At 58.3% G+C, this 26,440-nt stretch carries 26 protein-coding genes and 2 pseudogenes; 15 read left to right on the forward strand and 13 right to left on the reverse strand.

Annotation, left to right across the window (positions count from 1 at the left end; translation table 11 throughout):
- Position 1 precedes the first annotated feature (1 nt).
- Positions 2-937 (reverse strand): AAA family ATPase, encoded by a 936-nt coding sequence (locus GR183_RS02855; protein ID WP_160774056.1) that lies wholly within the window; start codon positions 935-937, stop codon positions 2-4.
- 142 nt (positions 938-1,079) lie between these two features.
- Here GR183_RS02855 and GR183_RS02860 point away from each other — a divergent pair, with 142 nt between their 5' ends.
- On the forward strand, positions 1,080-2,600 hold the full coding sequence (locus GR183_RS02860) for a cryptochrome/photolyase family protein (RefSeq protein WP_160774057.1): 1,521 nt from the start codon (positions 1,080-1,082) through the stop codon (positions 2,598-2,600).
- Between the two features lie 88 nt (positions 2,601-2,688).
- Entirely contained in the window at positions 2,689-3,084 is a 396-nt protein-coding gene (locus GR183_RS02865) for a c-type cytochrome (protein ID WP_244313583.1), read from the forward strand.
- 20 nt (positions 3,085-3,104) lie between these two features.
- On the opposite strand, the gene GR183_RS02870 is transcribed toward GR183_RS02865, so the two are convergent.
- Positions 3,105-3,887 carry a tRNA1(Val) (adenine(37)-N6)-methyltransferase gene (locus GR183_RS02870; protein WP_160774058.1) on the reverse strand — a complete coding sequence of 261 codons (783 nt, stop codon included), beginning with the start codon at positions 3,885-3,887 and terminating at the stop codon, positions 3,105-3,107.
- Positions 3,884-4,123 carry a putative signal transducing protein gene (locus GR183_RS02875; RefSeq protein WP_160774059.1) on the reverse strand — a complete coding sequence of 80 codons (240 nt, stop codon included), beginning with the start codon at positions 4,121-4,123 and terminating at the stop codon, positions 3,884-3,886. Before GR183_RS02875 ends, GR183_RS02870 begins: the two co-directional genes overlap by 4 nt.
- 271 nt (positions 4,124-4,394) lie before the next feature.
- Here GR183_RS02875 and GR183_RS02880 point away from each other — a divergent pair, with 271 nt between their 5' ends.
- Entirely contained in the window at positions 4,395-5,411 is a 1,017-nt protein-coding gene (locus GR183_RS02880) for a polyprenyl synthetase family protein (RefSeq protein ID WP_160774060.1), read from the forward strand.
- Between the two features lie 36 nt (positions 5,412-5,447).
- Here GR183_RS02880 and hisI read toward each other — a convergent pair whose 3' ends face one another.
- Complete coding sequence (gene hisI, locus GR183_RS02885; protein ID WP_160774061.1) at positions 5,448-5,903, reverse strand: phosphoribosyl-AMP cyclohydrolase; 456 nt, start codon at positions 5,901-5,903, stop codon at positions 5,448-5,450.
- 26 nt (positions 5,904-5,929) lie between these two features.
- Positions 5,930-6,565: a GTP cyclohydrolase I FolE gene (gene folE / locus GR183_RS02890; protein ID WP_160774062.1), complete on the reverse strand. Its 636-nt coding sequence runs from the start codon at positions 6,563-6,565 to the stop codon at positions 5,930-5,932.
- Positions 6,566-6,787: 222 nt separating this feature from the next.
- Here folE and GR183_RS02895 point away from each other — a divergent pair, with 222 nt between their 5' ends.
- The gene (locus GR183_RS02895; RefSeq protein WP_160774063.1) at positions 6,788-7,243 is read left to right on the forward strand and encodes an iron-sulfur cluster assembly scaffold protein; all 456 of its coding nucleotides are present in this window, start codon (positions 6,788-6,790) and stop codon (positions 7,241-7,243) included.
- Between the two features lie 68 nt (positions 7,244-7,311).
- Here the strand turns inward: GR183_RS02895 and GR183_RS02900 are convergent, their stop codons facing one another.
- Together GR183_RS02900 and GR183_RS02905 are read right to left on the reverse strand one after the other, a co-directional pair.
- The gene (locus tag GR183_RS02900; protein ID WP_160774064.1) at positions 7,312-8,928 is read right to left on the reverse strand and encodes a BCCT family transporter; all 1,617 of its coding nucleotides are present in this window, start codon (positions 8,926-8,928) and stop codon (positions 7,312-7,314) included.
- Between the two features lie 53 nt (positions 8,929-8,981).
- A complete protein-coding gene (locus GR183_RS02905) occupies positions 8,982-9,395 on the reverse strand; it encodes a universal stress protein (protein ID WP_160774065.1) in 414 nt (137 codons plus the stop codon).
- Positions 9,396-9,717: 322 nt separating this feature from the next.
- On the opposite strand from GR183_RS02905, the gene yidD reads away from it, so the two are divergent.
- Positions 9,718-10,053 carry a membrane protein insertion efficiency factor YidD gene (yidD, locus tag GR183_RS02910; protein ID WP_160774066.1) on the forward strand — a complete coding sequence of 112 codons (336 nt, stop codon included), beginning with the start codon at positions 9,718-9,720 and terminating at the stop codon, positions 10,051-10,053.
- A 7-nt stretch (positions 10,054-10,060) separates the two neighbouring features.
- Here the strand turns inward: yidD and GR183_RS02915 are convergent, their stop codons facing one another.
- The 3 genes from GR183_RS02915 to GR183_RS02925 all read right to left on the reverse strand — a co-directional run bounded on the left by GR183_RS02915 (position 10,061) and on the right by GR183_RS02925 (position 13,090).
- Positions 10,061-11,257 (reverse strand): lytic murein transglycosylase, encoded by a 1,197-nt coding sequence (locus GR183_RS02915; RefSeq protein WP_160774067.1) that lies wholly within the window; start codon positions 11,255-11,257, stop codon positions 10,061-10,063.
- A 79-nt stretch (positions 11,258-11,336) separates the two neighbouring features.
- The gene (locus tag GR183_RS02920) at positions 11,337-12,038 is read right to left on the reverse strand and encodes a pseudouridine synthase (protein ID WP_160774068.1); all 702 of its coding nucleotides are present in this window, start codon (positions 12,036-12,038) and stop codon (positions 11,337-11,339) included.
- On the reverse strand, positions 12,035-13,090 hold the full coding sequence (locus tag GR183_RS02925) for a class I SAM-dependent methyltransferase (RefSeq protein ID WP_160774069.1): 1,056 nt from the start codon (positions 13,088-13,090) through the stop codon (positions 12,035-12,037). Before GR183_RS02925 ends, GR183_RS02920 begins: the two co-directional genes overlap by 4 nt.
- Positions 13,091-13,237: 147 nt before the next feature.
- Between GR183_RS02925 and GR183_RS02930 the strand changes: the two genes are divergently transcribed.
- Complete coding sequence (locus tag GR183_RS02930; protein ID WP_160774070.1) at positions 13,238-14,002, forward strand: SDR family oxidoreductase; 765 nt, start codon at positions 13,238-13,240, stop codon at positions 14,000-14,002.
- A gap of 151 nt (positions 14,003-14,153) precedes the next feature.
- A complete protein-coding gene (locus GR183_RS02935; RefSeq protein WP_160774071.1) occupies positions 14,154-14,819 on the forward strand; it encodes a DsbA family oxidoreductase in 666 nt (221 codons plus the stop codon).
- Positions 14,820-14,912: 93 nt separating this feature from the next.
- On the opposite strand, the gene GR183_RS02940 is transcribed toward GR183_RS02935, so the two are convergent.
- On the reverse strand, positions 14,913-15,488 hold the full coding sequence (locus GR183_RS02940) for a Spy/CpxP family protein refolding chaperone (RefSeq protein ID WP_202395802.1): 576 nt from the start codon (positions 15,486-15,488) through the stop codon (positions 14,913-14,915).
- A gap of 276 nt (positions 15,489-15,764) precedes the next feature.
- Entirely contained in the window at positions 15,765-15,908 is a 144-nt protein-coding gene (locus tag GR183_RS02945; RefSeq protein ID WP_160774072.1) for a hypothetical protein, read from the reverse strand.
- A gap of 99 nt (positions 15,909-16,007) precedes the next feature.
- Between GR183_RS02945 and GR183_RS02950 the strand changes: the two genes are divergently transcribed.
- From GR183_RS02950 to GR183_RS02985, 8 genes and pseudogenes are all read left to right on the forward strand, one after another.
- Positions 16,008-16,910 carry a LysR substrate-binding domain-containing protein gene (locus GR183_RS02950; protein WP_160774073.1) on the forward strand — a complete coding sequence of 301 codons (903 nt, stop codon included), beginning with the start codon at positions 16,008-16,010 and terminating at the stop codon, positions 16,908-16,910.
- Between the two features lie 96 nt (positions 16,911-17,006).
- Positions 17,007-17,615, forward strand: a complete 609-nt coding sequence (locus GR183_RS02955; RefSeq protein ID WP_160774074.1) for a LysR family transcriptional regulator — start codon at positions 17,007-17,009, stop codon at positions 17,613-17,615.
- Positions 17,616-17,810: 195 nt separating this feature from the next.
- The gene (locus GR183_RS02960; RefSeq protein WP_160774075.1) at positions 17,811-18,089 is read left to right on the forward strand and encodes a hypothetical protein; all 279 of its coding nucleotides are present in this window, start codon (positions 17,811-17,813) and stop codon (positions 18,087-18,089) included.
- A 288-nt stretch (positions 18,090-18,377) separates the two neighbouring features.
- Positions 18,378-18,512 (forward strand): annotated as a pseudogene (locus tag GR183_RS21875) (transposase); the annotation flags it as partial.
- A gap of 122 nt (positions 18,513-18,634) precedes the next feature.
- Positions 18,635-18,778: a DUF3299 domain-containing protein gene (locus GR183_RS22320; RefSeq protein WP_160774206.1), complete on the forward strand. Its 144-nt coding sequence runs from the start codon at positions 18,635-18,637 to the stop codon at positions 18,776-18,778.
- A 205-nt stretch (positions 18,779-18,983) separates the two neighbouring features.
- Positions 18,984-19,997 carry a cation efflux transmembrane domain-containing protein gene (locus GR183_RS02975; RefSeq protein ID WP_208999731.1) on the forward strand — a complete coding sequence of 338 codons (1,014 nt, stop codon included), beginning with the start codon at positions 18,984-18,986 and terminating at the stop codon, positions 19,995-19,997.
- A gap of 275 nt (positions 19,998-20,272) precedes the next feature.
- A pseudogene (locus GR183_RS21880) lies at positions 20,273-20,945 on the forward strand (IS701 family transposase).
- Positions 20,946-21,890: 945 nt separating this feature from the next.
- The gene (locus GR183_RS02985; protein ID WP_202395805.1) at positions 21,891-23,108 is read left to right on the forward strand and encodes a serine hydrolase domain-containing protein; all 1,218 of its coding nucleotides are present in this window, start codon (positions 21,891-21,893) and stop codon (positions 23,106-23,108) included.
- 147 nt (positions 23,109-23,255) lie between these two features.
- On the opposite strand, the gene GR183_RS02990 is transcribed toward GR183_RS02985, so the two are convergent.
- Entirely contained in the window at positions 23,256-25,931 is a 2,676-nt protein-coding gene (locus GR183_RS02990; protein ID WP_160774078.1) for an AsmA family protein, read from the reverse strand.
- Positions 25,932-26,440: the final 509 nt, after the last annotated feature.

Genomic DNA, 26,440 nt, shown 5'->3' on the forward strand with positions numbered 1-26,440 from the left:
CTCAGACGGCCGGCGCTTTTTCGGGCTGTATTTCCTTGCGGATATCCTCGACGATCTGGCGGGTTCTCGAGCCGCGTACGCGCTCGATATCGTCCTGGTACTTCAAAAGGACACCGAGCGTGTCCGAAGCCGTTTCGGGATCGAGCGCGATTTCCTCAAGTTCGGTCAGGGCGGTTGCCCAATCGAGCGTTTCGGCAACGCCCGGCTGCTTGAAGAGGTCCTCGTCCGCACGCAACTTCTGAACGAATGCGACAACCTCGCTTGACAGCCGTTCCGGCGCGCCGGGCACCTTGCGGCGGACGATCTGCAGTTCCCGCTGCGCATCCGGATAATCGACCCAGTGATAAAGACAGCGGCGTTTGAGCGCATCATGGATTTCGCGCGTGCGGTTCGTCGTGATGATGACGATCGGCGGTTCGTTGGCGCGTATCGTGCCAAGCTCCGGGATCGTCACCTGATTGTCGGCAAGAATCTCAAGCAGGAACGCCTCGAACGCCTCGTCGGCGCGGTCCAGCTCGTCGATAAGGAGCACAGGCGGACCCGACAGGGACGGTTGCAGCGCCTGAAGCACGGGGCGCTTGATGAGGAAACGCTCGGAAAAGACGTTCTTCGACAATTCCTCGTGATCCGTGTCGCCGGCAGCTTCCGAGACGCGGATTTCGACCATCTGCGCGGCATAGTTCCACTCGTAAACCGCGGTGGAAACATCAAGCCCTTCGTAACACTGGAGCCGGATCAGGTCGCGGCCGAGGGCTCCTGCCAGCACTTTGGCGATCTCCGTCTTGCCGACGCCCGCCTCGCCCTCCAGAAAGAGCGGACGCTTCATGGCAAGCGCCAGATGCAGCACCGTCGCCAACGATCTGTCGGCCACGTACCCTTCACTGTCGAGCAGGGCGAGTGTCTCGTCGATCGAGGCGGGCAATCGATTGTCGTTCATGACTCTATCCTGATTTCGCAAGTTCGGGCGCTTGTCGAGCGGCCGGATCCGTATCCGGCGGGGACAAGCCGTTGAACCGAAGGCATCACAGCTTCGTAACGATTGCAAATATTTATAATCCGGCATCTTCGGGGCAACCACCTTGGCCGCACTGCGCTTCATTCTCGGCGACCAGCTTTCGCGCGACATTGCCTCGCTCAGCGACCTGGAGCCGGGTGACGTGATTTTCATGTGCGAACTGATGAGTGAGGCGACCTATGTGCGCCATCACAAGAAGAAGATCGCCTTCATCCTATCCGCCATGCGCCACTTCGCCGAAAGCCTTGAGGGCGAGGGGATCGAGGTCGACTATGTGCGGCTCGACGATCCGCAAAACACCGGCAGCTTCACGGGTGAGCTGAAGCGGGCGGTCGTGCGCCACGCACCGCAGCGGATTATCGTCACGCATCCGGGCGAATGGCGGGTGCTGGAAGAGATGAAGACATGGGAAAGCCGACTTGGAATTCCAGTCGAAATCCGCCCCGACGGGCGGTTTTTCGCAAGCCTTGAAGACTTCAGGCGTTTCGCCGAAGGGCGCAAGGAATTGCGCATGGAGTGGTTCTACCGCGAAATGCGCCGCAAGACCGGGCTGTTGATGGAAGGTGACAAGCCGGCAGGCAGCGCCTGGAATTTCGACAGGGAAAACCGCAAGAGCCTTCCGGCGGACATGAAGCTCCCCGAACGGATTGGCTTCCAGCCGGATGAAACGACGAGAATGGTGATCGAACTCGTCGATGGAGGGTTTGACGGCCATATGGGCAAGGCGACCGGTATGGGTTTCCCGGTCACGCGGGACGAGGCGCTGATGGCGCTGGATCATTTCATCGAGGCTTGCCTGCCGTTCTTTGGCGACTATCAGGACGCGATGAAGGAGGGCGCGCCTTTTCTTTTTCATTCTCTGTTGTCGGCGCCGCTCAACGTGGGCCTGCTTTGCCCGCGAGAAATCTGCCGCGAGGCGGAGGATGCCTGGCGCGAAGGCCGGGCGCCGCTCAACGCTGTCGAAGGCTTCATTCGCCAGATCCTCGGTTGGCGCGAATACGTTCGCGGTCTCTATTGGCTCAAGATGCCGGATTATCCGAAGAGCAATTTCTTCGGCGCGGATCGCGACCTGCCGTGGTTCTACTGGTCGGGAGAAACCGATATGGCCTGCATGGCCGCCGCGATTGGCGAAACGCGGGAGAATGCATACGCACACCATATCCAGCGCCTCATGCTGACGGGAAATTTCGCGCTTCTTGCGGGTATCGATCCGGCACAGGTGGAGGAATGGTACCTTGCCGTATATGCCGACGCCTACGAATGGGTGGAACTGCCGAACACGCACGGCATGGCGCTTTTCGCCGACGGCGGGCTGATGGCCTCCAAGCCCTATGCGGCTTCGGCAAACTATATTCAGCGCATGTCCGACTATTGCACGGGTTGCCGATATTCGCCGAAGGCGAAGGACATGCAGAACCTTTGCCCGTTCAATGCCCTTTATTGGGACTTCATGGCGCGAAACCGGGAAAAGCTGGGGGCGAACCCGCGTTTGGGCATGGTCTATCGCACGCTCGACAGGATGGATAAAGCGCGAATGAACACATTGCGGAAACGAGCGCGCGAGTTTCTGAACTCGCTTGAGTAGGATCAGTTGCCGGCGGAATGTACCGATGCGTGATGTATCGTTTTGAACTACGCTCGCATCGGCTGTGGATTCGCCGGGGAGGTCGATTATGCGTTTGATTGCCGCACGCATGGTGATGCTGCAGATATGCCTTTCCGCCATGCCTGCCAATGCGGAGGCGACAGAAGACGCAAACGGTGGAGCGGGAGGAGAACCTGCGGCGAATGTCGTTTCCGTTCCCGGCAAGAGCGACCTGGAACTTGGCAGGCAATTGGCGCAGGAGAATTGCGCAAGATGCCATGCTACCGGCGAGAGTGGCGAAAGCCCGCTGACGGGCGCCCCGGCTTTTCGGGATCTCTCGAAGCGTTATCCGGTGGAAACCCTCGAAGAAGCACTGGCCGAAGGCATTATCACCGGGCACCCGGACATGCCGGAATTTATCCTCCAGCCCGACGAGATCGCCGCATTCATCGGATATCTGAAGACGATACAGACGGGAGAGTGACGCAGCTCCCGGACGCTACCTCAAGCCTGTCTGGCAGGGATGACGAGTCCCACGCCGTCACGCATGACGGCGCGCGCCTCATCCGTGAAATCCGATCCCTCGCCCTTGTGCAGGACGAAACCCGGAAGAAGGCGAAGCGGCGCGCGGGAAGCGCGTACGGCGCGAAGGATCACCCGCGTGGCGGCAGATTGTGGACGTGGGCGCAAGGGGATCACGTCGATCGCGCCGAAGCGACCGTCCAGAACGTTCAGGAGTTCGCCGAGCCCGTCCGCACGGAAGATCACCGTCAGGCTTCCTCCTTCGCGCAGGATGTCGGTTGCCGTTTTCGCCCATGGCTCCAGCCCTTGCGCACCGAGCATATGCGCGGACGCACGCGCGTTTGCAGGGGAAGCGCGAAACCGGCCGCCCGTATAGTACGGCGGGTTCATGATCACATGATCGGCGAAGCCGGGCGTCAGGCCTCTGGCGTGTCTTTCGGCGCCGCGCGCTTCGATATCCGCTTCCAGGATCGAGATTCGTTCGGCGAAATGTGCGTTCTCCGCAAAACGAAGCGCATTTTCCGCAAGTGCGAGGACATGCGCGTCGCTGTCGACCAGGGTGATGGTGACGCCCGAAAGCCTGGCGGCCACGCAAAAGCCTGCCGTGCCGACGCCCGATCCGAGGTCCACGACATGGCCTGTCGTGCCTTCCGGTACGGCGGCGGCGAGATAGACGGCATCGAGGCCCGCGCGATGGCGGCCCCTGGCCGGCTGCTCGATCATGACCTGTCCGCCGAGGAATGCGTCGCGGGTCGTGCCGGTCATGATTTCGGTTGCGAGGTGGGATCGATCTCCGCGCCGAGACCGGCGTCGCGCAGGACACGCCTGGCCTGGTTCATTCTCTCGGCATCGACCAGCACACGGCGCGGCAGGACGCCTAGCGAGCCTTCGAGAACGCTCATGTTGGTGTCGAGCACCATATGCTCGATCCGCGCTTCGTCCAGAAGCGCTTCGATGAATGAAATGAGCACCATGTCATTGGTTCGGATGAGTTCTTCCATTCCCTCGTCTCGTCCGCGAATCCCCTTTGATCCCACGATAGACGATGATGCGGCGTGGTTCGATCCAACAATTGAGCGGGTTTGACACTCTGTGAAGCCGCTCCCGTCTTGCCGCAGGACGTTCTGGCTCCTATTGTCCGGCGAAAATTGGAACTGAAACTCGAGCAAGGGAAATCCCGGCCGGGAGTTCAGTCGTAAACACTCGATAGAGCGATGCGTCGCCGGACGGTTCAGACCCGCCGGGGCGGATTGATCCAAAAGGGCCATTCACGTGGGCGTTGTTGCTTCCATTTCGGGCGAAAAAAGCAAGGATCCGAGCATCCAGCCATTGGTCGACCTCGTCGACGGCGGCATGCAGGCCGTAAACGAGCTGATCCTGTCGAAGGCCGGGTCGAACGTGGAGATGATTCCCGAGGTGGCACGCCACCTGATCTCCTCGGGGGGCAAGAGGCTGCGGCCGATGCTGACGCTCGCGCTGGCCGACATGTTCGGCTACCGTGGCGACGGGCACGTTACGCTCGCGGCCAGTGTGGAGTTCATGCATACGGCGACGCTATTGCATGACGATGTGGTCGACGAAAGCGACATGCGCCGGGGCAAGCTTGCCGCGCGCAAGCTCTGGGGCAATCAGGCGAGCGTGCTGGTCGGCGACTATCTGCTGGGTCAGGCCTTCAAGATGATGGTCGACGTCGGTTCGCTGGAGGCCTTGCGCATTCTGTCCGAAGCGTCGGCGGTGATAGCCGAGGGCGAGGTGATGCAGCTGGGCGCGGCCCACAATATCGCGACCGATGAAAGCCGCTACATGAAGGTTGTGGAGGCGAAAACGGCGGCACTTTTCGCTGCCGCTGCCGAAGTCGGGCCGGTGATATCCGAAGCGCCCGATGGCATGCAGCAGGCCGCCCGCCGCTACGGGATGGATCTTGGCCTCGCATTTCAGCTCGTTGACGATGCGCTCGACTACGGCGGTTCGGCGGATGCGCTCGGCAAGCAGGTCGGCGACGATTTCAGGGAAGGCAAGATCACGCTTCCCGTGATTCTGTCCGTGCAACGCGGGTCGGACGGGGACCGGGCGTTCTGGAAACGCTGCCTTGAAACGCATGAACTCGAAGACGGCGATCTGGACCACGCGATCGAATTGATAAAGCGAACGGATGCGCTTGCCGACACGATCGAACGTGCGCGCGGCTTCGGAAGCACCGCGCTTTCCGCGCTCCAGCCGCTGCCGGAAGGCGACATCCGCGATGCGCTCGCGGAAGCCGTCGAGTTCTGTATTTCCCGGGTTTACTGAGGATAGGGCGGGAACTCCCGCCCTATGCATTCCGTTTCAGGACTTTCCGTACACGTCCTTCGGATCGTAGACGCGCTCGCCGCCCGCAAGCACGAGTCCGACTCCACCGTCAGGCCGCTTTTCCACCTTCCGGAAGAAGCAGGAGCGGTAGCCCACGTGGCAGGTCGCGCCGTTTCCTTTAACGCGCACCCGAAGCTCGATCGCGTCCTGGTCGCAGTCGGTGCGGATTTCCACAACCTTTTGAACCTGCCCGGACGTTTCGCCCTTCTTCCAGAAGCTTTGCCTGGAACGGCTCCAGTACCACGCCTCGCCGGTGTCGATGGTCCGCCTCAGCGCTTCGGCATTCATGTAGCCGACCATAAGTATCGTCCCATCGTCCGCGTTGGTAACGACGCAAACGATAAGACCGTTATCGTCGAATTTGGGCTGAAGCCGATCGCCGGTTTCGATTTCGGACCTGGTGCCGCGTTCGGCGAAGATCGTATCGCTCATGCCTGATCCTTCTTCGCCACGGTCAATCAGCGTCCTCCGCGCACCAGCGTCATGAAACGAACCTGCTCGGCCGGATCGTCCTGGAAGACGCCCGTGAACTGGGTCGTTATCGTCGAAACGCCCTGTTTGCGGATGCCGCGCATGCTCATGCACTGGTGCTCGGCCTCGATCATGACGGCGGTGCCGCGCGGGCTCAGGTGCTCGTCAATGGCGGAGACGATCTGCGCCGTCAAGTTCTCCTGTGTTTGCAGGCGGCGGGCGAAAATATCGACCACGCGCGCGATCTTGGACAGGCCGACGACGCCGCTTGACGGATAATAGGCGATATGCGCCACGCCCACGAAGGGCAGCACGTGATGCTCGCAATGGGAATTGAAGGGGATGTCGCGGACAAGGATGATGTCCTCGTAACCGCCGACTTCCTCGAAAGTGCGCTTCAGATGATCGGCCGGATCTTCGAAATAGCCGCCGAAAATCTCGCCGTAGGCCTTTACCACGCGTGCGGGCGTGTCCACCAGTCCTTCACGGTCGGGGTCATCGCCCATCCAGGCGAGGAGGGTGCGCACGGCCGCTTCGGCCTCTTCACGGCTTGGACGCTCGACCGCGCGACCGGACGTATCATTGTCGGTCGTCTTGCCGATCGGCTTCAAAATGGCGTCCATAAGGACCTCCTGATCAGAACCATTCCTCAATCCTACGCTCCAGCGCGTGTGTTGGACCATCTCGCGGCGCGGCTTGAATCACTCCAAATACGACGCATATGGCATTTGCGTGATACGGATGCTTCTTTAACATCCGGGGACTTGCGTTTCGATATCACGCTGCGATCTATATAAGGGAGATCGAAAACCTGTGAAGTCACCCGGCTTCACGAAGAGGCGAGCATGCTCGACGATATCTACAACGCCAAGATCCTTGATTTTGCCGGCAATATACCCCGGTTGGGGCATCTGGAAAAGCCGGACGCTTCCGCTAAGGCGCATTCGAAACTTTGCGGATCGACCGTTTCCGTGGACATCAAGGCCGAAGACGGCGTCGTGACCGACTTCGCCCATGACGTGAAGGCCTGTGCCCTGGGCCAGGCCGCATCCGCCATCATGGCGCGCCATGTGGTCGGCGCAAGCTTCGACGAATTGCGGGACCTGCGCGAAACCATGCGAAAAATGCTGAAGGAAAACGGACCGCCGCCGGAAGGCCGGTTCGAGGACTGCAAGTACCTGGAACCCGTGCGCGACTACAAGGCACGTCATGCTTCGACCATGCTGACTTTCGATGCGGTGGTCGATGCAATCGACCGGATCGACAGGAAAGCGGGCCTGGAGGAAGTCGTTTCCGGCTGAAATCCAGAAGGAATATCAACAAAAAGGGCCGCGCGGTGCGCGGCCCTTTCTCTTTTTCGCGACAAGCTTCAGCGGGGTTCGGTAATAAGTCCCTTGACGATCGCATAGCATGCAAGAAGCAGGATGAGCGTGAAGGGAAGCCCGGTCGATACCGCCGCCGCCTGCAACGCGCCGAGGCCGCCTCCCAGAAGCAGTGCGATCGCCACGAGCCCTTCAAAGCAAGCCCAGAACACGCGCTGCGGCACGGGGGCGTCGACCTTGCCGCCCGCGGTGATCGTATCGATCACCAGGGAGCCTGAGTCCGAAGACGTCACGAAGAACACGATCACCAGAACGATGCCGAGGAACGACGTGATCTGCGCCAGCGGCAACTGATCGAGCATGACGAAGAGCTTGAGCTCAAGGGATGCGTCGGAAACGGCGGTGTATCCGTCGTTGACGATCTGGCTGATGGCCGTGCCGCCGAAAGCGGTCATCCAGAAGACCGATACGAGCGAGGGAATGATCAGCACGCAGGTAATGAATTCGCGCACCGTACGCCCGCGCGAGACACGCGCGATGAACATGCCGACGAACGGCGACCAGGAAATCCACCATGCCCAGTAGAACGCCGTCCAGCCCTGGCGGAAGTTGTCGTCCGCCCGGCCGAACGGGTTGGAGAGCGAGGGAAGATATTCGGCATAGGCGCCGAGGTTCGCGAAGAAACCGCGAATGATTTCTCCCGTCGGGCCGACGATGGTCACGAACAGCAAGAGCAGCGCGGCAAGCACCATGTTGATTTCCGACAGGCGCTTGACGCCCGCATCGAGGCCGGCAACGACAGAAATAAGCGCGACCGCCGTGATGCCGATGATCAGGAAGACCTTGGACGTGTCCGTCACGGTCCAGCCGAAGAGGAACTCAAGGCCCGCGTTTGCCTGTTCGGCGCCGAAGCCGAGAGACGTCGCAAGGCCGAAGAGCGTGGCAAAGACCGCCAGCGTGTCGATGATGTGTCCCGTCCAGCCCCACACCCGTTCGCCGAAGATCGGGTAAAAGATCGAGCGGATCGTCAGCGGCAAGCCCTTGTTATAGGAGAAAAGGGCAAGCGCCAGCGCGACGACGGCATATATAGCCCACGGGTGCAGGCCCCAGTGGAAGATCGTCGCCGCCATGCCAAGGCGCTGGGCTTCCGTTTGGTCACCTGCGGCACCTGCCAGCGGCGCCCAGCTGTCCGGCGACCCGGCTCCTTCGGCAAAGGACGAGGAGAAATGCGAGATCGGTTCGGAAACGCCGTAGAACATGAGCCCGATGCCCATGCCGGCGGCAAAGAGCATCGCGAACCAGCCGGAATAGGAATATTCCGGAACGGCTTCCGTCCCGCCAAGGCGAACCTTGCCGAGCGGGGTAACGATCAGCACAAGGCAGAGAATGACGAAAACGTTCGCCGCGGACAGGAAGAACCAGTCGAAGATTGACGTGATCGTGCCGCGCAGATCGTTGAAGAACGGACCGGCGGCCTCCTGGAAGGCGAGGGTCAGGAATACGAAAGCGACGATCGTGAGCCCGGAAATCATGAAGACCGGGTTGTGGATGTCGAGGCCGAACGGCCCGATGCTGGCTTGTATGTTGTCCTGGCCTACCTCGTATTCGGTATCGATAACATTGGCTTCCCCGTCGGGGCTTAGCATGTCGGCTTGATCGGACATCGTCTCTTACTCTTTTGTTGGATATTTGACGAAAGGGTGCGGCGTATGGGCGCTTAGCGCACGACCAGAACCGATACGGGTGCGTGCGATGCGAGGTAGCCCGCATTCGACGCGAAAATGTGCTCCGGAACGCCAGGAACATGCGAAGCCATGACGACAAGGTCGGCTCCGGTTTCGTTCAATGCGGACAGGAGCGTTTCATCGAGATCGATGCTCGGATCGTGGCTGATCTTCGTAAGCGACGATGCGTCGATCCCGCGTTTTGCAGCCTCGTCCTTGACAAAGGCGTCGAGCTTGGACTGGAACTCTTTCGGAGTGTGAGCCACCGGCCCCGGAGTGGTCGCCGTTATCCCGACATAACACACTGGAATCTCGTAATGCCTGGAAAGATCGGCGGCGGTCGTCAGCGCCTTGTCCAGACGGTCCGCGTGTGCAAGATCTACGGGGACCATGATTTTCTTGTACATATTTTGCCTCCGAACGGTTGAGTTCATGGCTCGGGTTCAAAACCTTGTGCGACGGCAACCGATTTCGCCTGACAAGCCCGGTTACAGGCGGCTTCGCGTGCCCTCCGCACCGCCGTATTCCGAAAGCGTAGATCTTGAATTCGAACAGCCAAGACAAGTCAAACAATGAAGATGCCGTACACATTCAGTATTGAAGCTTGCGAATTGAATGATTCATTTGATTCAGACATCGATTTGCACGGAACCGACATCGCCGAATGCAGTTGATTATACTGCGGTGCAACAAGGAAGAGGGCGCATAGCACGTGGGAACGAGCAGCGAATGACACACCAGTTGCTATACGTTTGTCGCAGATTGCCATCCCTCTTGGCAAGGGGGGCTATCCAAATCTATCGGCATACGTTCTCGCTGTTTTTGGGAAGAAGCTGCCGCTATGCGCCCACTTGCTCGGAATATACGGAGGGCGCGATTGCGCGTTTCGGCTTGTGGAAAGGTGGCTGGATGGGGCTGGCGCGCATCATGCGCTGCCGTCCCGGCGGGGCGAGCGGATTCGATCCAGTGCCCGAAAACCTTCCCGAAAACGCCTGCTGGTATTTGCCGTGGCGCTATGGAGACTGGCGTGGCGAGAATATCGAATCAAGCGCACGGCTTGATTGAAATTCGTTCAGCGCCCTCCGAGTGCTCGGTAGATCTTCGTTCCCGGCCGCCCGGTCTGGGTCATGCCGAAACGCGCTTCCGCCTGCTTGATGCCTGCGCGCGTCGCGGGGCCGACCTTGCCGTCGGGCTCGCCGATGTCGTAGCCGGCGCGCAGCAACAGCTTTTGCAGTTGCAGGCGCTGCGCGCGTGAGAGACCAGGGTCATTCGTCGGCCACGCGGTGGAGAATGCGCCTTGCCCCTTAAGCCGGTCCGACAGATGGGATATCGCCAACGCGTAGGATTCCGCGACGTTGTAGGAGTAGATCGCGTTGAAATTCCGGAAAGTGAGGAACGCCGGCCCGTTGCGCCCCGCGGGAAGCAGAAGCGCTGCCTTGGTCCCTCCGCCGACGCGTTTGCCGTTGAGCGCGGTGATGCCTCGCTTGCCCCAGGTGGAGAGGGAGGCGGTACGCTTTCGCCCCGAAGGCCCCTTGTACCCGCGCGGAATCTTGACCTCGAACCCCCAGGGTTCACCCTTGCGCCAGCCCGCCTTGCGCAGGTAATTTGCGGTCGAGGCGAGCGCATCCGCTTCTGACCGGACAAGGTCTGCGTGCTTGTCGCCGTCGAAATCGACAGCGAGCCTTCGATAGGTCGATGGCATGAACTGCGTCTGGCCGAAGGCGCCTGCCCATGAGCCGTTGAGGTCCTTCAGCGCGACATCCCCGCGCGAGGCGATTTTCAGGACCTCGAAAAGTTCGGAACGGAAATATTTCGCCCGCCGCCCCGCACAGGCGAGATTGGCGAGCGAATGCGGCACGAAAAAATCGCCGGTTTCCTGCCCGTAGTCGCTTTCAACGCCCCACACCGCCAGAACGACGTAGCGGTCGACGCCGTAGGTCCGCTCCACCGCGCGGAGCGTGCGGTCGTACTTGCGCAGCATCTTCTTGCCGTCGGATATCCGCTCGTCGTCGACGAGAAATGCCATGTAGTCCCAGATCGGCGTCTTGTATTCCGGCTGGCTTGTCGAAAAACGGATCACCTTTTCATCGTAGGCGACGTTGCTGAGGGCTGCCTGCGCGACACGCGGGTCAACCCCGGCATTGATAGCCTGAGCTTTCAGGTTTTCGATGCAGGATTGAAACCCGGCCGCCCGTGACTCGAATGATCCGGCCGAAACCGCGATGGCGAATACGGCGGCGAGGCATTTCAAGCGCTGGAAGGCGAGCATGGCGCATCCTGCTTCCGGTTGACTGAGCGGAAGCAGTCTAGCGTTCATCGACCGGCCTGTCAGTGAGACTTGCGGAAAATCAGGAGGGCAATATTTTCGCGATATCGCTCTTGTCGCAAAGCCGCCAATGGCCTTCCTCAAGCCCGTCGAGTGTCAACTCGCCGATCTTCGAGCGATGAAGCGCCTCGACGTGGTTTCCCACTGCCGCGAACATGCGCCTGACCTGGTGGTAGCGGCCCTCGTGCAGGGTCAGCCTCGCGCATTTCTCGCCGATGACTTCCATTTCGGCTGGCAGGAGCGGCGTTTTTTCCGAATTAAGCATCAGGCTGCCGGAGGCGAAGATATCACCCTCGTTGCCTTCCAGCGGGCGTGCAAGCGTGACTTCGTAGATCTTCGCAACGTTCGACTTCGGCGAAATGATCTTGTGCAGCAGAGTGCCGTCATCTGTCAGGAGAAGCAGGCCGGACGTGTCCCGATCGAGCCTGCCGACAGTCGACATCGCCGGTTTGCGAAAGCGGAAACGGTCCGGCAGCAGCTCGTAGACGAGCCGGCCCTGGTCGTGCGAGGAGCAGGTATAGCCGGCGGGCTTGTTGAGCAGGATCACGCTGCCCTGAGGCGGGTCGAGCGGTTTATCGTCTATCCGTATCGCTTCATGCGGGATGAGTTCGTGGTCGGAAAGGGCGCGTCCATCGGTGTCGGTGACGCGCTTTTGGCGGATAAGCCGCTGCACGTCCTTGCGGCTGCCGTAGCCGAGATTGGCGAGATGCCTGACGAGCTTCATCGCGTTCGCTTGCCTTTGGTCGCGACGATCACCTTGTAGCCGGCCTCGTCGGCAAGGACATCGCTCTTCGTGAAATGCTCCTTGATCGTTGCTTCATAAGGAAGCTGGCGGTTGGCGACCATGTAAAGGCTGCCGCCCGGCTTCAGCGCCTTTGCCGCTTCGCGAATGAAGGCCTGGCCGATATCGGCGCGCGACGCCCTGCTTTCGTGAAAGGGCGGGTTCATGACGATGACATCATAAGGCCCCGACGACAGCCCTTTCGTGACGTCCTGCCAGAAAAACCCGAGTTTCGGGCCGCCATCCTCTTGAGTGTGGCGCAAGTTCTCGCGCGCGAGATCGAGCGCGCGCGCTTCGGCCTCATAAAGATCGAGCGAGGCGACATGGGGGCACCGCGCGAGAAGCAGGACGGAAAGGACGCCGATCCCGGCGCCAAGGTCGGCAGCGTGACCCGACAGCGTGTCGGGCAGCTGTTTGGCGAGGAGAGCTGTACCGGGGTCGATCCTGTCCCAGGCGAAGACGCCGGGGCGGGACATGAACCGCCCGTTGACGATCGGACGGGGCGTGTCGAGCGACAGCCAGTCGTTCAGGAGCTTTGGGTCTCGCCGCGTTTCATCGGCGTTCGCCCAGAAGACCCTGCATTTGTTCTTGGAAAGGCTCTCGACGTTGCCGGCAAGCGCCTTCAGGTCGCTTTCTCCGGTCTTGGCGCCTTCCGTGTTCGCCTGGGCGGCGATCACGATGCCGCCATCCGCGGTTCGCGACAGCGCTTCGGCCAGAAGCGCGCGCGCTTCCTCGCGCTGGCGGGGCGGCAACACGAGAACGAGCGGAAAGCGTGCGTCGTCTTCGGGCAGCGATGGCGCAACCCGTAGGCCCGCTTTTTCGAGCACATCCGCATGCGAACGGAAGCTTTGCACGCAGATCAGACCGCCGGGTGCAAAGTCGCCGAGTGCGGTATCCGCGCGGGCGCGCAGGAACAACACGGGTTTGTCTTTCGGCCAGTCGAGCTTGCCGGTCGAAAACGGAAGAAGCAGTGTTTTGAGAACGGGATCGGTCATGATTGGCGCGGATATAGCCCACTGTGATCCGCATGTCTTGATGGTCTGTACGGAAAACGTGGCCGGAGGTTGCCTTTTGCGGCATGCCGCTCTTTATTCGGCGCAATCCTTTCTACACCAAGCAATCCCCGAAAATGGAGTTCGCTCATGCAGGATCTGGCCGGAAAAGCCGTTCTCATCACCGGTGCAAGCCGCGGTATCGGCGCGGCTGCCGCTCGTGTTTTCGCCGAAGCGGGATCGTCCGTCCTCCTCGCGGCGCGCACGGGCAAGGAGATCGAGGAACTTGCCGGTGAAATCAGGGCGGGCGGCGGCAAGGCCGAGGCCGTAACTTGCGATGTCTCCAGCTACGCGCAAGTCGAGGCGGCGGTAAACCGGTGCCGGGATGCCTTCGCCAGCATCGATTTTCTGGTCAACAACGCCGGCGTCATCGATCCGATCGGACCTTTGATCGAGTCCGATCCGCAAGAGTGGGGCAAGGCGACGGATATCAATTACAAGGGGGTTTACAACGGGTTGCGCGCCGCACTTCCGCATATGAAGGCGCAAGGCTCGGGCGTCGTCGTCAATATAAGCTCGGGCGCCGCCCACAACGCGCTGGAAGGCTGGAGCCACTACTGCTCGGCGAAGGCGGCGGCCTATATGCTGACCCGTGCGGCCGATCTTGAGATGAAGGGCACTGGCGTGCGTGTCGTAGGCCTCAGTCCCGGAACCGTCGCCACATACATGCAAAAGGCGATCAAGGCGTCGGGCATCAATCCGGTCAGCCAGCTGGATCCTTCCGTTCATATCGATCCGTCGTGGGTCGGCAGGGCGATTGCCTGGCTTTGCACGGGCGACGCGCAAGAGTTCGCCGGCGTGGACGTCTCCTTGCGCGAGGAAGATATCCGCCGCCGCGTCGGTCTGATTGATTGAGCCTTGATGCCCGATAATGGTGGCGCCGTCTTTATCAGGCGGCGTTTCCGGATTGATGTATTCACCTATCTACTGATAGGTTGGTTGGCGAGGCTGTAGATTATGCGGACCGTTGAAGCCACCAGGACCCGAGAATTGAAGGAAGCATCTCATGACCGCAAGCGAAACCGGTTCAACCAGAATCAGGGTCGACCTCGTATCCGATGTCGTCTGCCCCTGGTGCATCGTCGGTTACAAGCAACTGGAGAAGGCGGTCGGGAAATCGGGCGTCGGTGTCGAACTGTACTGGCATCCTTTCGAACTCAACCCGAAGATGCCGCAAGAGGGGCAGAACCTGCGTGAGCATATCGCCGAGAAGTACGGTACGACTCCGGAACAGAGCGTGGCCGCACGCGAGAGGCTCACGAATATCGGCGCCGAACTTGGCTTTGCCTTCCGTTACGCCGATGACATGCGCATGTACAATACGTTCCAGGCGCATCAGCTGCTGCATTGGGCGCAGGAGCAGGGCCGGCAAACCGAACTCAAGCTCGAGCTTTTTTCAACGTTCTTCACGAACCGGAAAGACGTGAGCGATCCGGCCGTTCTGGCGGCCGCGGCGGGCCGTGTCGGGCTTGATGAGCAGGAAGCGCGCAAGATCCTTGACGAAAATCGCTATGCCGATGCGGTGCGCTCGGAAGAGCGCTTTTGGATCGAGCGGGGCATTCAGGGTGTGCCGGCTTTCATCCTGAACCGGAAATATCTCGTCTCCGGGGCCCAGGGCGCGGATGCGCTGGCCGAAGTCCTGACGCAAGTTTCGGCGGAAGAGGCGGCATAGCTTTTCAAAATTTGCCCGCTGCACACTGCGGTTGGGCGAATGAAGCTTTCCGCCCGAAGGAATCGTCGCTCGGGCGGGAAGCTCGTCGAAATGCTACTGCCAGTGTCGGCCGGGACCACGTCCCATTCCCCAGCCGCCACCCATCATCCCGCCCATGCCGACCGCTGGCAGAACGATTTCGTCGGCGATTTTCTTCTGGTTTTCGTTCAGCACGGCATAGAGGCTGTCGACGGCACCCTTGATCGCCTTGATCTGTTCAAGGCGCGCTTCCATGTGCGTTTCGCGTAACGTCAGCAAGTCGGGAAGCGTCATCTTGTCCAATTTGCCGTCGCGAATATCCTGCATCATGCTTCGCATCATGGCATTGTGTGTTTCGGCCGTGTCGTGAACGACCGTCGAAAGCTCATCCCAGGCTTTCGATTGTTCGTCGGTGATTTTCAACTCGGCCTTCAGGAAGGCCAGTCGTCCATCGACCCGGTCGAGATAGGCATCGGCGCCATAGCCCATCATCGGGCCGCCCATGCCCCAGCCGCCCATCATGCCCATCATATGGTGTCCGTAGCCGTATCCCGGGCCCCAGCCGTCGCCCCGGTTTTGCGCCTGCAAGCTCATCGGCGCGGCGAATGCCAATGCAAAGGCAAGAGATACTGCGATTAGCGGGCGTTTCATTTCGCAAAGCTCCTTGGAAAAATGGAGGTTTCAATTTTGCGAAATTATATCGTTCACGCGTGCGCGCGGCATTGATGGATATCAACCTCAAGGCGCAGATGCGCCCGACGAAGTCTTGACGCAAGTTTCGGCGGAAAAAGCAGCCTGAACAAAAAGGCACCGTTGCCGGTTTATCGGGAACGGTGCCAAGTCTGGGGAGATAACTGCAAGAGGCTGTGAGGTTCTTGCAGTATCTATATCAACTGTAACCCAACAGCTGATCCTAGGGCCTGAACCCTAGCTCGTGCGGCCGCGTGCAAACAGGCGCAAGCCGAAACGGTTGCGCGGGGTTGCAGTGGGCGCGTTCGGTGTGGTGCGTGCGTGGACGAAGCTGTCCATGCGGCTTGAAAACATCAGTGTGCCAGCCAGAACGTTCAACATCGGTGAGACTCCGCTTTCAATTTCGATTGGCTATAGCTTGCCAATTCGCTGGCGAAATGCGAGGAAGCAATTGTTCCGATATGTAAGCTGAGGTTTCAGATGGGGTGGGAGGGGCTGCCGTCGCTGTCGATCTTGCGGGCTTTCGAGGCTGCGGCTCGCCAGAAATCCTTCAGTGCCGCGGGCCGGGAGCTGAACGTTACCCATGTCGCGGTCGCCCAGCAAGTACGCCGGCTTGAGGAACATCTCGGCGTTTCGCTGATCTACCGTGAAGGGCGCGGCATCGCGCTGACGGAGCAAGGCGAAAGGCTAGCGGCATCGCTCTCGGAAGGGCTGCAAACCATCCGCTCCGGTGTCGAGGAAATCCTCAACGCGGATCGCGAGCGTCCCTTGCATGTCTCGCTTACGCCAAGCTTCGCGGTGAGCTGGCTCATGCCCCGGATCGGGGCGTTTCGGGCGGAATATCCGGACATCGAATTGATGCTCAATCCTTCGCCGCAGGTAATCGACCTGAAGCGGGACGGTTTCGATCTGGCGATTCGCTTCGGTACCGGAAAATGGCCGGGGCTTGAGTCCGAAATGTTCTTGAAGAGTAATTACGTTCTTGTCGCCGCGCCGTCCGTCATTGCAGGGAAGAAAATCGATGAGCCCGGCGACCTTGTTGCCTTGCCCTGGCTGCAGGAACTCGGCACCGAGGAATTCGCAGCCTGGGTCCGCGCAAAGGGCGTGACGGTGGGGACAAAAAGGGACATTGCCCATCTGCCGGGCCACATGATCCTCTCCGCCGTGCGCGACGGGCAGGGCGTTGCCTATACTTCCCGCCTGTTCGTGGATGACGACATTCGCGAAGGACGTCTTGTCCTGTTGTTCGAGGAGGTCGATGGCGATGATCCGGTCGGCTATTTTCTCGTGCGCCGGCCGGGGCCGATGCGTGAGCCTCTCAGGCGCTTTCACGGTTGGCTCAAGCGACAGGCGAAAGCGGGCGATGCCATGCACGGGATTTGAACGCGGGCTTTGCCTGCGAACTCGATAGGCCGTGATTTGCCATATCGGCGGCGGCTTGCGAAAAAGCCTCCATCCGCGAACTTGCAGGGGAAACTCATGGGCTGGGAAGGATTGCCCTCGTTATCGGTGTTGCGTGCGTTCGAGGCGGCGGCCCGGCACGGGTCGTTCAGCGCTGCCGGGCGGGAATTGAACGTCACCCATGCCGCTGTCGCCCAACAGGTGCGCCGGCTGGAGGAGCATCTCGGCATGTCGCTCATCTACCGTGAGGGGCGCGGTATATGCTTGACGCCGGAGGGCGCAGAGCTTTCCGCCTCGCTGTCGGAAAGCCTTGAAAATATCCGCTCCAGCGTGATGAGCGTTCTGGGCAGGGATCGCGACCGCGCATTGCACGTTTCGGTAACGCCGGCATTCGCATCGGGCTGGCTTGTTTCGCGGCTCGGGGAATTCCGCGATGAAAATCCGGATATCGAGTTGAAGCTTCACGCCTCGCCCAAGGTCGCCGATCTGAAGCGCGACGGATTCGATCTCACGATCCGATTTGGCAAAGGGGTATGGCCGGGTGTTGAGAGCGAGCTTCTCTTCAAGTCGAAATACGTGATGGTTGCCGCACCGGGTCTGGTCGAGGGGCGCAAGATAAGCCGGCCCGCCGATCTTCTGGACTATCCCTGGCTTCAGGACCTGGGGGCCGATGAATTCCTAATCTGAGGGTCGCAGGTTCGAATCCTGCCGGGGTCACCAATAAAAACAAAATTTTAAGAAATTTCGACCTGCAAAATTTTGTCTCTGGCGTCCAAATGGCGTCCAAGCGAATTCCAATTTTCGACTGCCAGATGCTATCCATTGATTCGCTGAAATTTCGCTTCAAAGGCGCGAACATACAGCCGCAATACGATAAACTTCATGACGGAAAAAGTTGGCGACACACAGGTCACCCCCAGTTTGGAAACGGCAGCATGGCCTCACTCGATTAATATTCCACCCGAATTAGACCTGGTCGCTGCATTGGAACGGGACCAAGTGATCAGCGCTTTTTCGATCCCAGGTCGGCAGAAATTGATTCGAAATGTGACCATCGGTGACTCCAGTTATTTATCTGAGATTGAAAAAGTCGAGAATGAGCCGGTCTCGCTTTGCCATGCGCCATTAAGATCGGACGTGAATTGGGGCCTGAATCTATAAAATTAATAAAAAATGGCCCATGAAACGGCAGAGAGGTGCAGGGAGAACCGTACGCGGCGGGTCCACCACTCGGTCAAACGCTTCAAGGCGGCAGGACGAAGCCGTTTCGGTGTCCGAAAGATATGGCCACTTATGAGGATTTGATGCAGCATGCGGCGCCGGATCCGACCGCGATGCTGGCCGACAAGGTGTATGATAACAACGCCATTCACAGCGATCTCAAGGGACGCGGCGCAAATCCAGTGCTCCCAACAAAGTCAATCCGCAAGTTCAGCGCCCGGTCGAAAAACCAAATACGCGCTGCGCAATCACATCGAGCGTTGCTTCAATCGCCTCAAGCACTCACGCCGCATCGCCACGCGATACGACAAAACCGCAAAGTCCTTCCTCGGCTTCCTATGCCTCACAGCAACAAGCATCTAGATGCCTTCTAATGTAAACAGAGCTTAAAGGAACAGCGCTGGAAGCGCATTTTCCAATGCCAAATAATTACTATGGCAACCAATCCAGAATTACTTATTATAGTTGTTGATATACAAGATTAAATACTAAATAATTCTTTTTATGACAGAAATATTACTGAATTTCCCCTCGCGCCGACGGCTGGCGCATGTATTCATACCCCCTTCCCCCAGGCCTTCATCCAATCAGTTAGCTCATGTCGGCTATCAGAACCGGTTATAAGTTGAAGGACTGTTCGCTGCAGTCTGGGTGGGAGGTGCATTGGAGGCCGAAACCAAACGGTAGAAAATAAGATTCTCTGACAAGGTCGCGCCTGTAAGCTCTATTTACGTACTTACGCACTGAGTCGGGTTGAGAAATATTTTCAATTATTGATCTCGAGGTTGGATTATTCAAAATATCAGCGCCTGACAAATGTAACGGCCTTGTTTAATGGAAGTACCAGGTCTTGGTGATCTCGACCTACACCAATATGGCAGGAAGCAGCGTTGTGACCTCGAACTCTCCCAAGTTGGCATGAAAAATTCCGTGGCAATTGAAAAACGTGCGCTGAATATTGCTAAATGGGCAAATCTCGTTATGGGTTTTGCCGGCATTATCGGCGCTATTGCTTCAAGGTCCGATGCACTGCTTGTCGATGGACTTTACTCGGCTGTTAATTTTCTCTCCGCGATTGTCGCCGGCCGTATAGCCGAGCGGGTAGGGCGTCCGCCGGACAGAACCCGTCCATGGGGCTACGGTTTCGAGGAAACGGTGTATGTTACGTTTCGCAGTTTAACTCTGATTGGGATCCTCCTCTTCGCGGCTTTGAGCAGCGGCGGAAAGATTGCAGCGTTTGCTACTGGAGGAGCTATCCCGGAACTGATCTATACACCGATCCTGATATACTCTGTGATGATGGTACTTATCTGCGCAAGCCTCGCTGCCTATCATCACTGGGCTTACATCAAATCGGGCAAAACCAGTTCCATCCTCAAGACTGAGGGAAAAGCCGCCGCCATCGACGGCGCTATCAGTCTCGGCACCGGAATTGTACTCCTGTCACTACCGCTCTTGGAAACGACACTGCTTGGACCGTATATTCCGATAGGGGACGCTCTAGTGGTGCTCGTCATCACGCTCATTATATTCTGGCAGCCACTGTCTATTCTCCGCGGTGCAATCGCTGAATTGATCGGGGCCAGCGCGCCCGCCAAGATTGTACGGATGGTATCCCGGATCGCTCGCGAACTGGCATCGGAGCATGAGTTCCGTTTCCTAAGGGTGGCCGTTCAGCGCGCGGGCCGTAGCCATTTTGTCGTAGTCTATATCGATCCGTTGCGCGCGATCCACGCGTGCGAAGTCGATGACTTCTGGCGGATGGCAAATGCTCGGCTTACGGATGGGATCGGCCCTGTTCAAATGGAAGTTGTGGTTACTGAAATTTCCGAGTTCACTGGTCAATGATTTTTCAGCCAGGGGGATTGATCATGCATTTCCTTCGGGTTGCCAATTAAAACGCCGCGCATAAAAATCCGTATAAGGTGCCCTGAGGCTAACATTAGCACTACTTTGGCTGATTTAGCTGATCGGGCCTTTTGAGGATCCCCAAGGGGCGTTTTCGGTGATTCATGGGAGGTCGGCATTTGGAGGGGCCGGCCATGGATGGGAACTGACAGGCTGATCTGGAGCGATGGCTGACGCCGTTTGTTGCGGCGCTGCGGCACAGAATGCGGGCACGGATGTGTCCGGCATATATCGCGGGCTTGATCGGCACGGGCGATCGCAAGAGCATCCAGTCGATGGCGGCACGGCTTGGCACCGTCAGTTACGATCAACTGCACCATTTCATTGCGAGCAGCCCTTGGGATCCCGCTCCCTTGAAGCCGCATTGATAAGCGAAGCTGACCGGCAGGTTGGCGGGAACGACGCCTGGCTGATTGTCGATGACACCGCGCTTTCCAAGACGGGACGCCACTCGGTTGGCGTGGCACCGCAATATGCCTCGGCGCTCGGTAATACCACAAACTGCCAGACGCTGGTGTCGCTGACACTGGCTTCGGGTGAGGTGCCGGTCATGGTTGGGTTGCGGCTGTTCCGACCTGAGAGCTGGACGTGCGATGCCGCCCGGCTCGATCACGCGGGTGTGCCCGATGACCGTCGTTCTCACAGGACCAAACCCGAGATCGCCGGACCGAGATTGACCGGGTCCGTTCAGCCGGCATGCACTTCGGCTGCGTCCTTGCCGATGCCGGATATGGCTTGAGCGCCCCCTTCCGGCAGGCGCTCACCGAGCGCGACCTCAAATGGGCCGTCGTAGCCAACACTGCCAAGCGTTCGACAAGCAATTCTAAACGCGCTCCCACAACCGGCGCAAACCAAATGCTCCCACTGCCGCAGGCTCCTCTCAGCTAATAATCTGCCAAGGCAGTGCCAGGCTCTGTTGACAAAAGGGAACCCCAAATCGGTTGTGTTCTGATTCATATGTGGACGCTCCCGGTTGGCGATGGCTTTCTGTGAGCTTCTGATCGGTTGCTTTTATATGTCCGGCCTGTTTTGTGCGGGGCAGTACGGCCTGCAGGCCCTGATGGAAATCCGGAAACGAGCTCCCTGATCAAGCTAACGCATTCGAGATGCATTGAATCAGGCGGAGTGTTCTCGTTGTTGATCGATCACCTCGCATCACATTCTGCCGTCACCAATTCAGTTGTTCGTTTGCGGATGCTGTTAGCAAGCTGCGATCCGGTAAGGGTTGTAGGGCTGGCCGCGAGCGAGCAGAGCTCATTCGATTTGGGCAATGCTCCTTTGCAACCCCTCCAATAAGGAATTCAATATCCGCTTGCGCACCAATTACGAGGGACATTATCGAGCAAAAGGATCATCTCCTAGAAATGCTGATTATGTCGAAAAACTCCGCTTGATACGAGCGTTTAACAAAACTTTCATCACTTGAAAAAGTATATAAATTTATTTTCAACGCTTAGGAAAATGTAACATTCGATTTTGTTTAATTTTTGACTTCTATTCTATACAGATTCCCTTACGGTATTGATATGAAATTCTCGCCACATAAGGAGAATATGTACCGCGAGTCTGGATAATTACTTGAGTTACTTTGAACCGCCGCACCCGGAAATCATTGTCCTGCTTTGGTTTTCACGGAGGGATGGCGGCGATATCGCCAAAAAGGGTGACAAAGTAAAAAATTTGAGGAGATGGCATGACATGACTAAGCTTTCGATCTTGAACCGGGCAGTCATTCCAATAATTGCATTTGCGTTGGCCGCCGTGAATGCAACTGACAAACCCGCTTACGCGGACGACGCCGACAAGTATGCGACCGCAAAGGAATTGGGATTGATGGAGGGGTTCCCCCCGCCGCCCGACAAACAGGTCACTAAGGCGAATGCCCTCCTGAAAGGTCCATACAACCGCTGGGCCTATCAGCACATGCGGATGTTCTATCCGACGGCCAATGTTCCGGCGGCAGACATGCCCTATCCGCTGAGCAAGACCATCGACTGGACGATGGAGGACGGCGTCAAGATCAAGGAACCCGGGACGGACGAAACCAAGAGCATGGCCGAATTCCTGAGGGAAACCTGGGCCGATGCCATTGTCGTGATCCGCGGCGACCAGATCGTCTACGAGAAATATCTCAACGGCATGCACCCGAACCAGCCGCACCAGATGATGTCAGCCACCAAGTCCTTCGGTGGTCTGCTCGGCCTGATGACTGTCGCGGAAGGCAAGGCTTCGGAAGACGATCTGGTAACGAAATACATCCCTGAACTCGACACGGAAAACGGCGCCTTTGCAGACACGACCTTCGGCCAAATCCTGAATATGACCAACTCCATGGATTTCACCGAGGTCTACGATGATCCCAGATCCGGCATCCGGACCTATGGCGCAGTGCTTGGCTGGACGGAGAAAGTGGACGGTATCGATTATCCACCAAGCCTCTATGAGTATCTGAAGACGCTCAAGGTCGACCCGGAGCACGAACACGGCGAAATCTTCCACTATCAAACGCCGAAGACCGATGTGGTCAACTGGGTGTCCAACCGCGCCAACAACCAGTCCTTCCAAGAATCGCTCTATGACAAGATCTGGTCGAAGATCGGCACGGAAGGCGAGACCTATGTGCTTCTGGACAACAACGCCACGCTTGTTGCGGGTGGAGGGTTGAACGCGACACCTTACAACTTGACCCGCTTCGCAATGATGATGCTCAATAACGGTCAACTCGACGGCAAGCAGGTCGTGCCGATCGAGGTCATCGACAAACTTGCAGCGGGTGGCGATATCGCGGCCTTCGATGCAGGGCCGGACTCTGACGATATCGTCCATAAAAAAGGCGAATGGAGTTACCGCGGCCAATGGTGGGTCAAGCACACCCCCGGCATGGAAGCCTTCATGGCGATCGGGATCCACGGTCAGTGGATCTACATCGACCGGAACCACAACGTCGCGATCGTCAAACTCTCTTCCATGCCGAAGTCCAAAGACACCTATCTCGACGGATACAATCTTGAGGGCTTTTACGGGATCGTCAGATATCTCGCCGCGAATTGACGGGATATTCTCAATTACATTACGAACTTCTGGCGCCTTCCGGGCGCCAGTTGTTACAATGATCTGGACATCACGCAAGTAGTATATGCAGCAGCTGAAGTCTTGGAGTGTCCGAAATGAATAACAATCGAAAACTTCGGGACAAAACTATTTTGGCCCGGTCCACTTTCGAAGCACGCAGGGTTTGTGCTTTTTCTCCTGCGCTTTTTTCGCCTCTTCGCCTCCTGAGAAGATCAGCCCGAGAATGTTGAAGGGCGCGGTAACGATCTCGCCGACCACCCTGCCGCCTCCACCGCCGGACAGCACGACAATTTCAGGATTGGAAATTCGCCCTCGCACAGCAAATGTTGTTACCATTTCTACAACTTCGGGCCGTTTGGCTCGCGGTAGAAAACTAAGATCCAGCGTATTGTTTCGAAAATCTATCGGACCTCCGCCTGCGATCTGAACGTTTTCCGTTTCGATGACTATGGTCTTTGCGGACCCGCGCCCGCCCTTAAGATTCAATGGTATGACCGCGCAAACGAGCTTGGCGGTGTCGCCATCCGCCTTGTTTCCGAACATCCATCGAACCAGGCTTTGCCCGGCTAGATCGATCAGCCTCGTTCCAACCGTTCCGCTCCAGATCGATGCGGCCGCCTTGCCGCTCATCGAGCTTATGAACTGATCCGCCCCGGAGCCCACGCCCGTAAGATCGTAGCTGACGTTCAGCGTCCCCGTTACGATTCCCGGAACGCCCAGTTCCTTCAGGATGGTTCCCATCCTGAGCTTGTCGATCCTTCCGTTGAGCGCCAGGGAGACGGGGCTCTTGCCGACATCTATTCGCGCTTTCGTGGCAACGCTGCCGCCCAGATAGGTCATCTTGAACGGATCCAGCGTGATCAGCCGGTCCGCGTAGGCAATTTTCGCGGACAATCCGCTTGCGGCTTTTCCCGCCCCGGCAATTGCCGGCACCGACACCGACAGGAACACTTTCATCTGTTCGATCAGCTGCGCCGACAGATCGAGATCCGCTTCCTCCTTGACGTCCAGAAAATCAAGAACCTCTATGGACTTGCGGATATCGGAGAGGTGCAGCGTGCCGGTTTTCACATTGCCGGTGACAACCGGAACACCGTCCTCGTCGGCAAGGTCCAGATTTCCTTCGGCAGAGGTCTGCCCAACCGTCGCGTTCCCGCTGACGCCCAGTCCGTCTTCCCGCAAGATCACGCGCCCGCTGAAGGCGACATTCTTGACTTTCGCCGGAGGTTCGTTGAAGCGGGCCTCGATCGCGTCGAAATCGGGGACATCCACTTCGAGCGCGAGCGCCGGGTGCGTGCCGTTTTCGTCGGTCACCTCTTCCTTGCGGATTTCGAGTGTGATGAGGTCCGTCCCGCTTATGCTTGCTTCAAGCTCGTCGAGGTTGAGCGACCCATCCGCATCCGACAGCCTGATTTCACCTTTTAGACGGCCCAGATCCTCCTCCGGTCCCTCGACTTCCCCTTCCAGGATATCAGCCAAAAGCAGATTGATTTTGCCGGAGAATTCAACGTCCTGAAGCTGGAGAGCGTCGAGAATCTGCCCGCGCAGATCGAGAATGGGAGCGCTTTCCTCACCGTCGATCAGGCGGATGCCCTTGAGGCCGAGCCGGCCATTTTCATCGCGCACGATATCCTCGACCCAGACCGGGCCGACTTCCGTCAGTTCGGCGGAGGCGGCGTTCGTTTCCAGAACGAAATCCCTCACCAGCAGGTGGTCTGCGGTTCCCTGCGTTCTCCCTCGAAAGCCGGTAAAAACGATCTTGTAAAGCGATTGTGCTTTTGCTGCGGTTTCCTCCGTTGCCAGCTCGACATCGAACACCAGATCGATTCCGGTGCCTTGCACAAGATCTCGGATTTCCCCCGTGACCACCGCTTCGTCACCGCTGTCGAGGTAAAGGCTCGTTTGGATGTCCGTCGCCATAAGGGCATCCAGTGGCCCGTCGAGCAATGCCTTTGCATCCACGCCGCCTTCGACGACGCGCTCAAGTTCGATCAACTCCAGGAAATCACCCAGCGGGTTCAGGAACAGATCCAGTTCGGCGGAAATGGAGGCGATCGGATCGGAAACATCCATCTTCCCGTCAAGCAGGAAGTGCAGGCCCTTTAGTGATGCGACAACCGCAAAGGGATTGGCTTGCCCGTTAAAATCCGGGCCACGGGGATTGGGAAATTCACCACCGGCCTTTAACGGCACCCCATTGGCGGAACCGTCGATTTCAAGCTCGATCTTCCCGCGACCCTTGGAAGCCTTTAGCGAAAGCTCCGTTATGCGGATATCCGTTTCCCAGCCATTGCCCGTGTCCGGATGGAAAAGCCTGAAGTCCTGCAGGACCAGGTTCTCCGACAGCGGATCGTTCAGGACGTAGGACGGCAGATAGGCCATCTCGGCGAACGACCAGGTCTCAGCGCCTTCGATATCCTCGCCAGCCTCGCCGAGGAGGTAAACCGTGGCGCCGGTCAGTTCGAGGCCGGACAGCGCAAATGAACCTTCCACTATGGATGACAGGGGAATCTTGGCGTGCGCTTCGGCTAATGTATGCCATGGCTGTTCTCCCTCAGCGAACAACCTTCGGGCGATTTTCAGGTCCCTTGCGACGATGTCGAGATCGTCATTGATGGCGATTTTTGCCTCGCCTTCGATCACGACCTCGCGCTCCAGCGAGACCGAGAGGACTTCTGAAAGCACCGCGGCCCTGAGATTATCCGCGAATGGCGCATAGAGGATCATCGCGATCAGGGCGGCCCCGGCCAACACCACGACCGCGATGGCGAATGCTACGCGCTTGAGAACTCTGCGCCACATCGATCAATCCTCTTTTCCATTCCGATTAACCCGAAAACGAGAACTGAATTTTTTCACCGCCGGATGGTTCGTGGCCGCATGAGATATCGCGCGTGGGGCTGAAGCCGCGCTGCCGATCTCGCTAAATAGACAGCCACATCAAATCGCCTCTGGTTGCTTCGCGTCTGCCCTCCGACGGTATCAAAAGCTTATCCAGAATACCCCGAAAGGCCGAATTGTTGTGCGCATCCGCGTTCCGAGCAGAAGCCAGGCACACAAGTATCGAGGATACGGATGCGATACCGCAACAGTTCAAAAAGTGCGTCTTCAAAACCACAATACGATCCCAAACGTGCACCCAGGCTATTCCTTCCATGAGGAATGAAAAGCAAAGATGACGCAGCGTATTGAATGCTTTGTCAGTTCAGATACCGTAATTGCTCGTGTCCAAGCGCAAGCATGGAATACCTGCGTGGCGCGATGAAGGCGGGGACATAAAGTGGAAAGGAGACCAGGGATGCGGAAAGCAG

It is taken from the genome of Stappia sediminis, from assembly GCF_009826895.1.
Classification (GTDB): Bacteria; Pseudomonadota; Alphaproteobacteria; order Rhizobiales; family Stappiaceae; genus Hongsoonwoonella; species Hongsoonwoonella sediminis.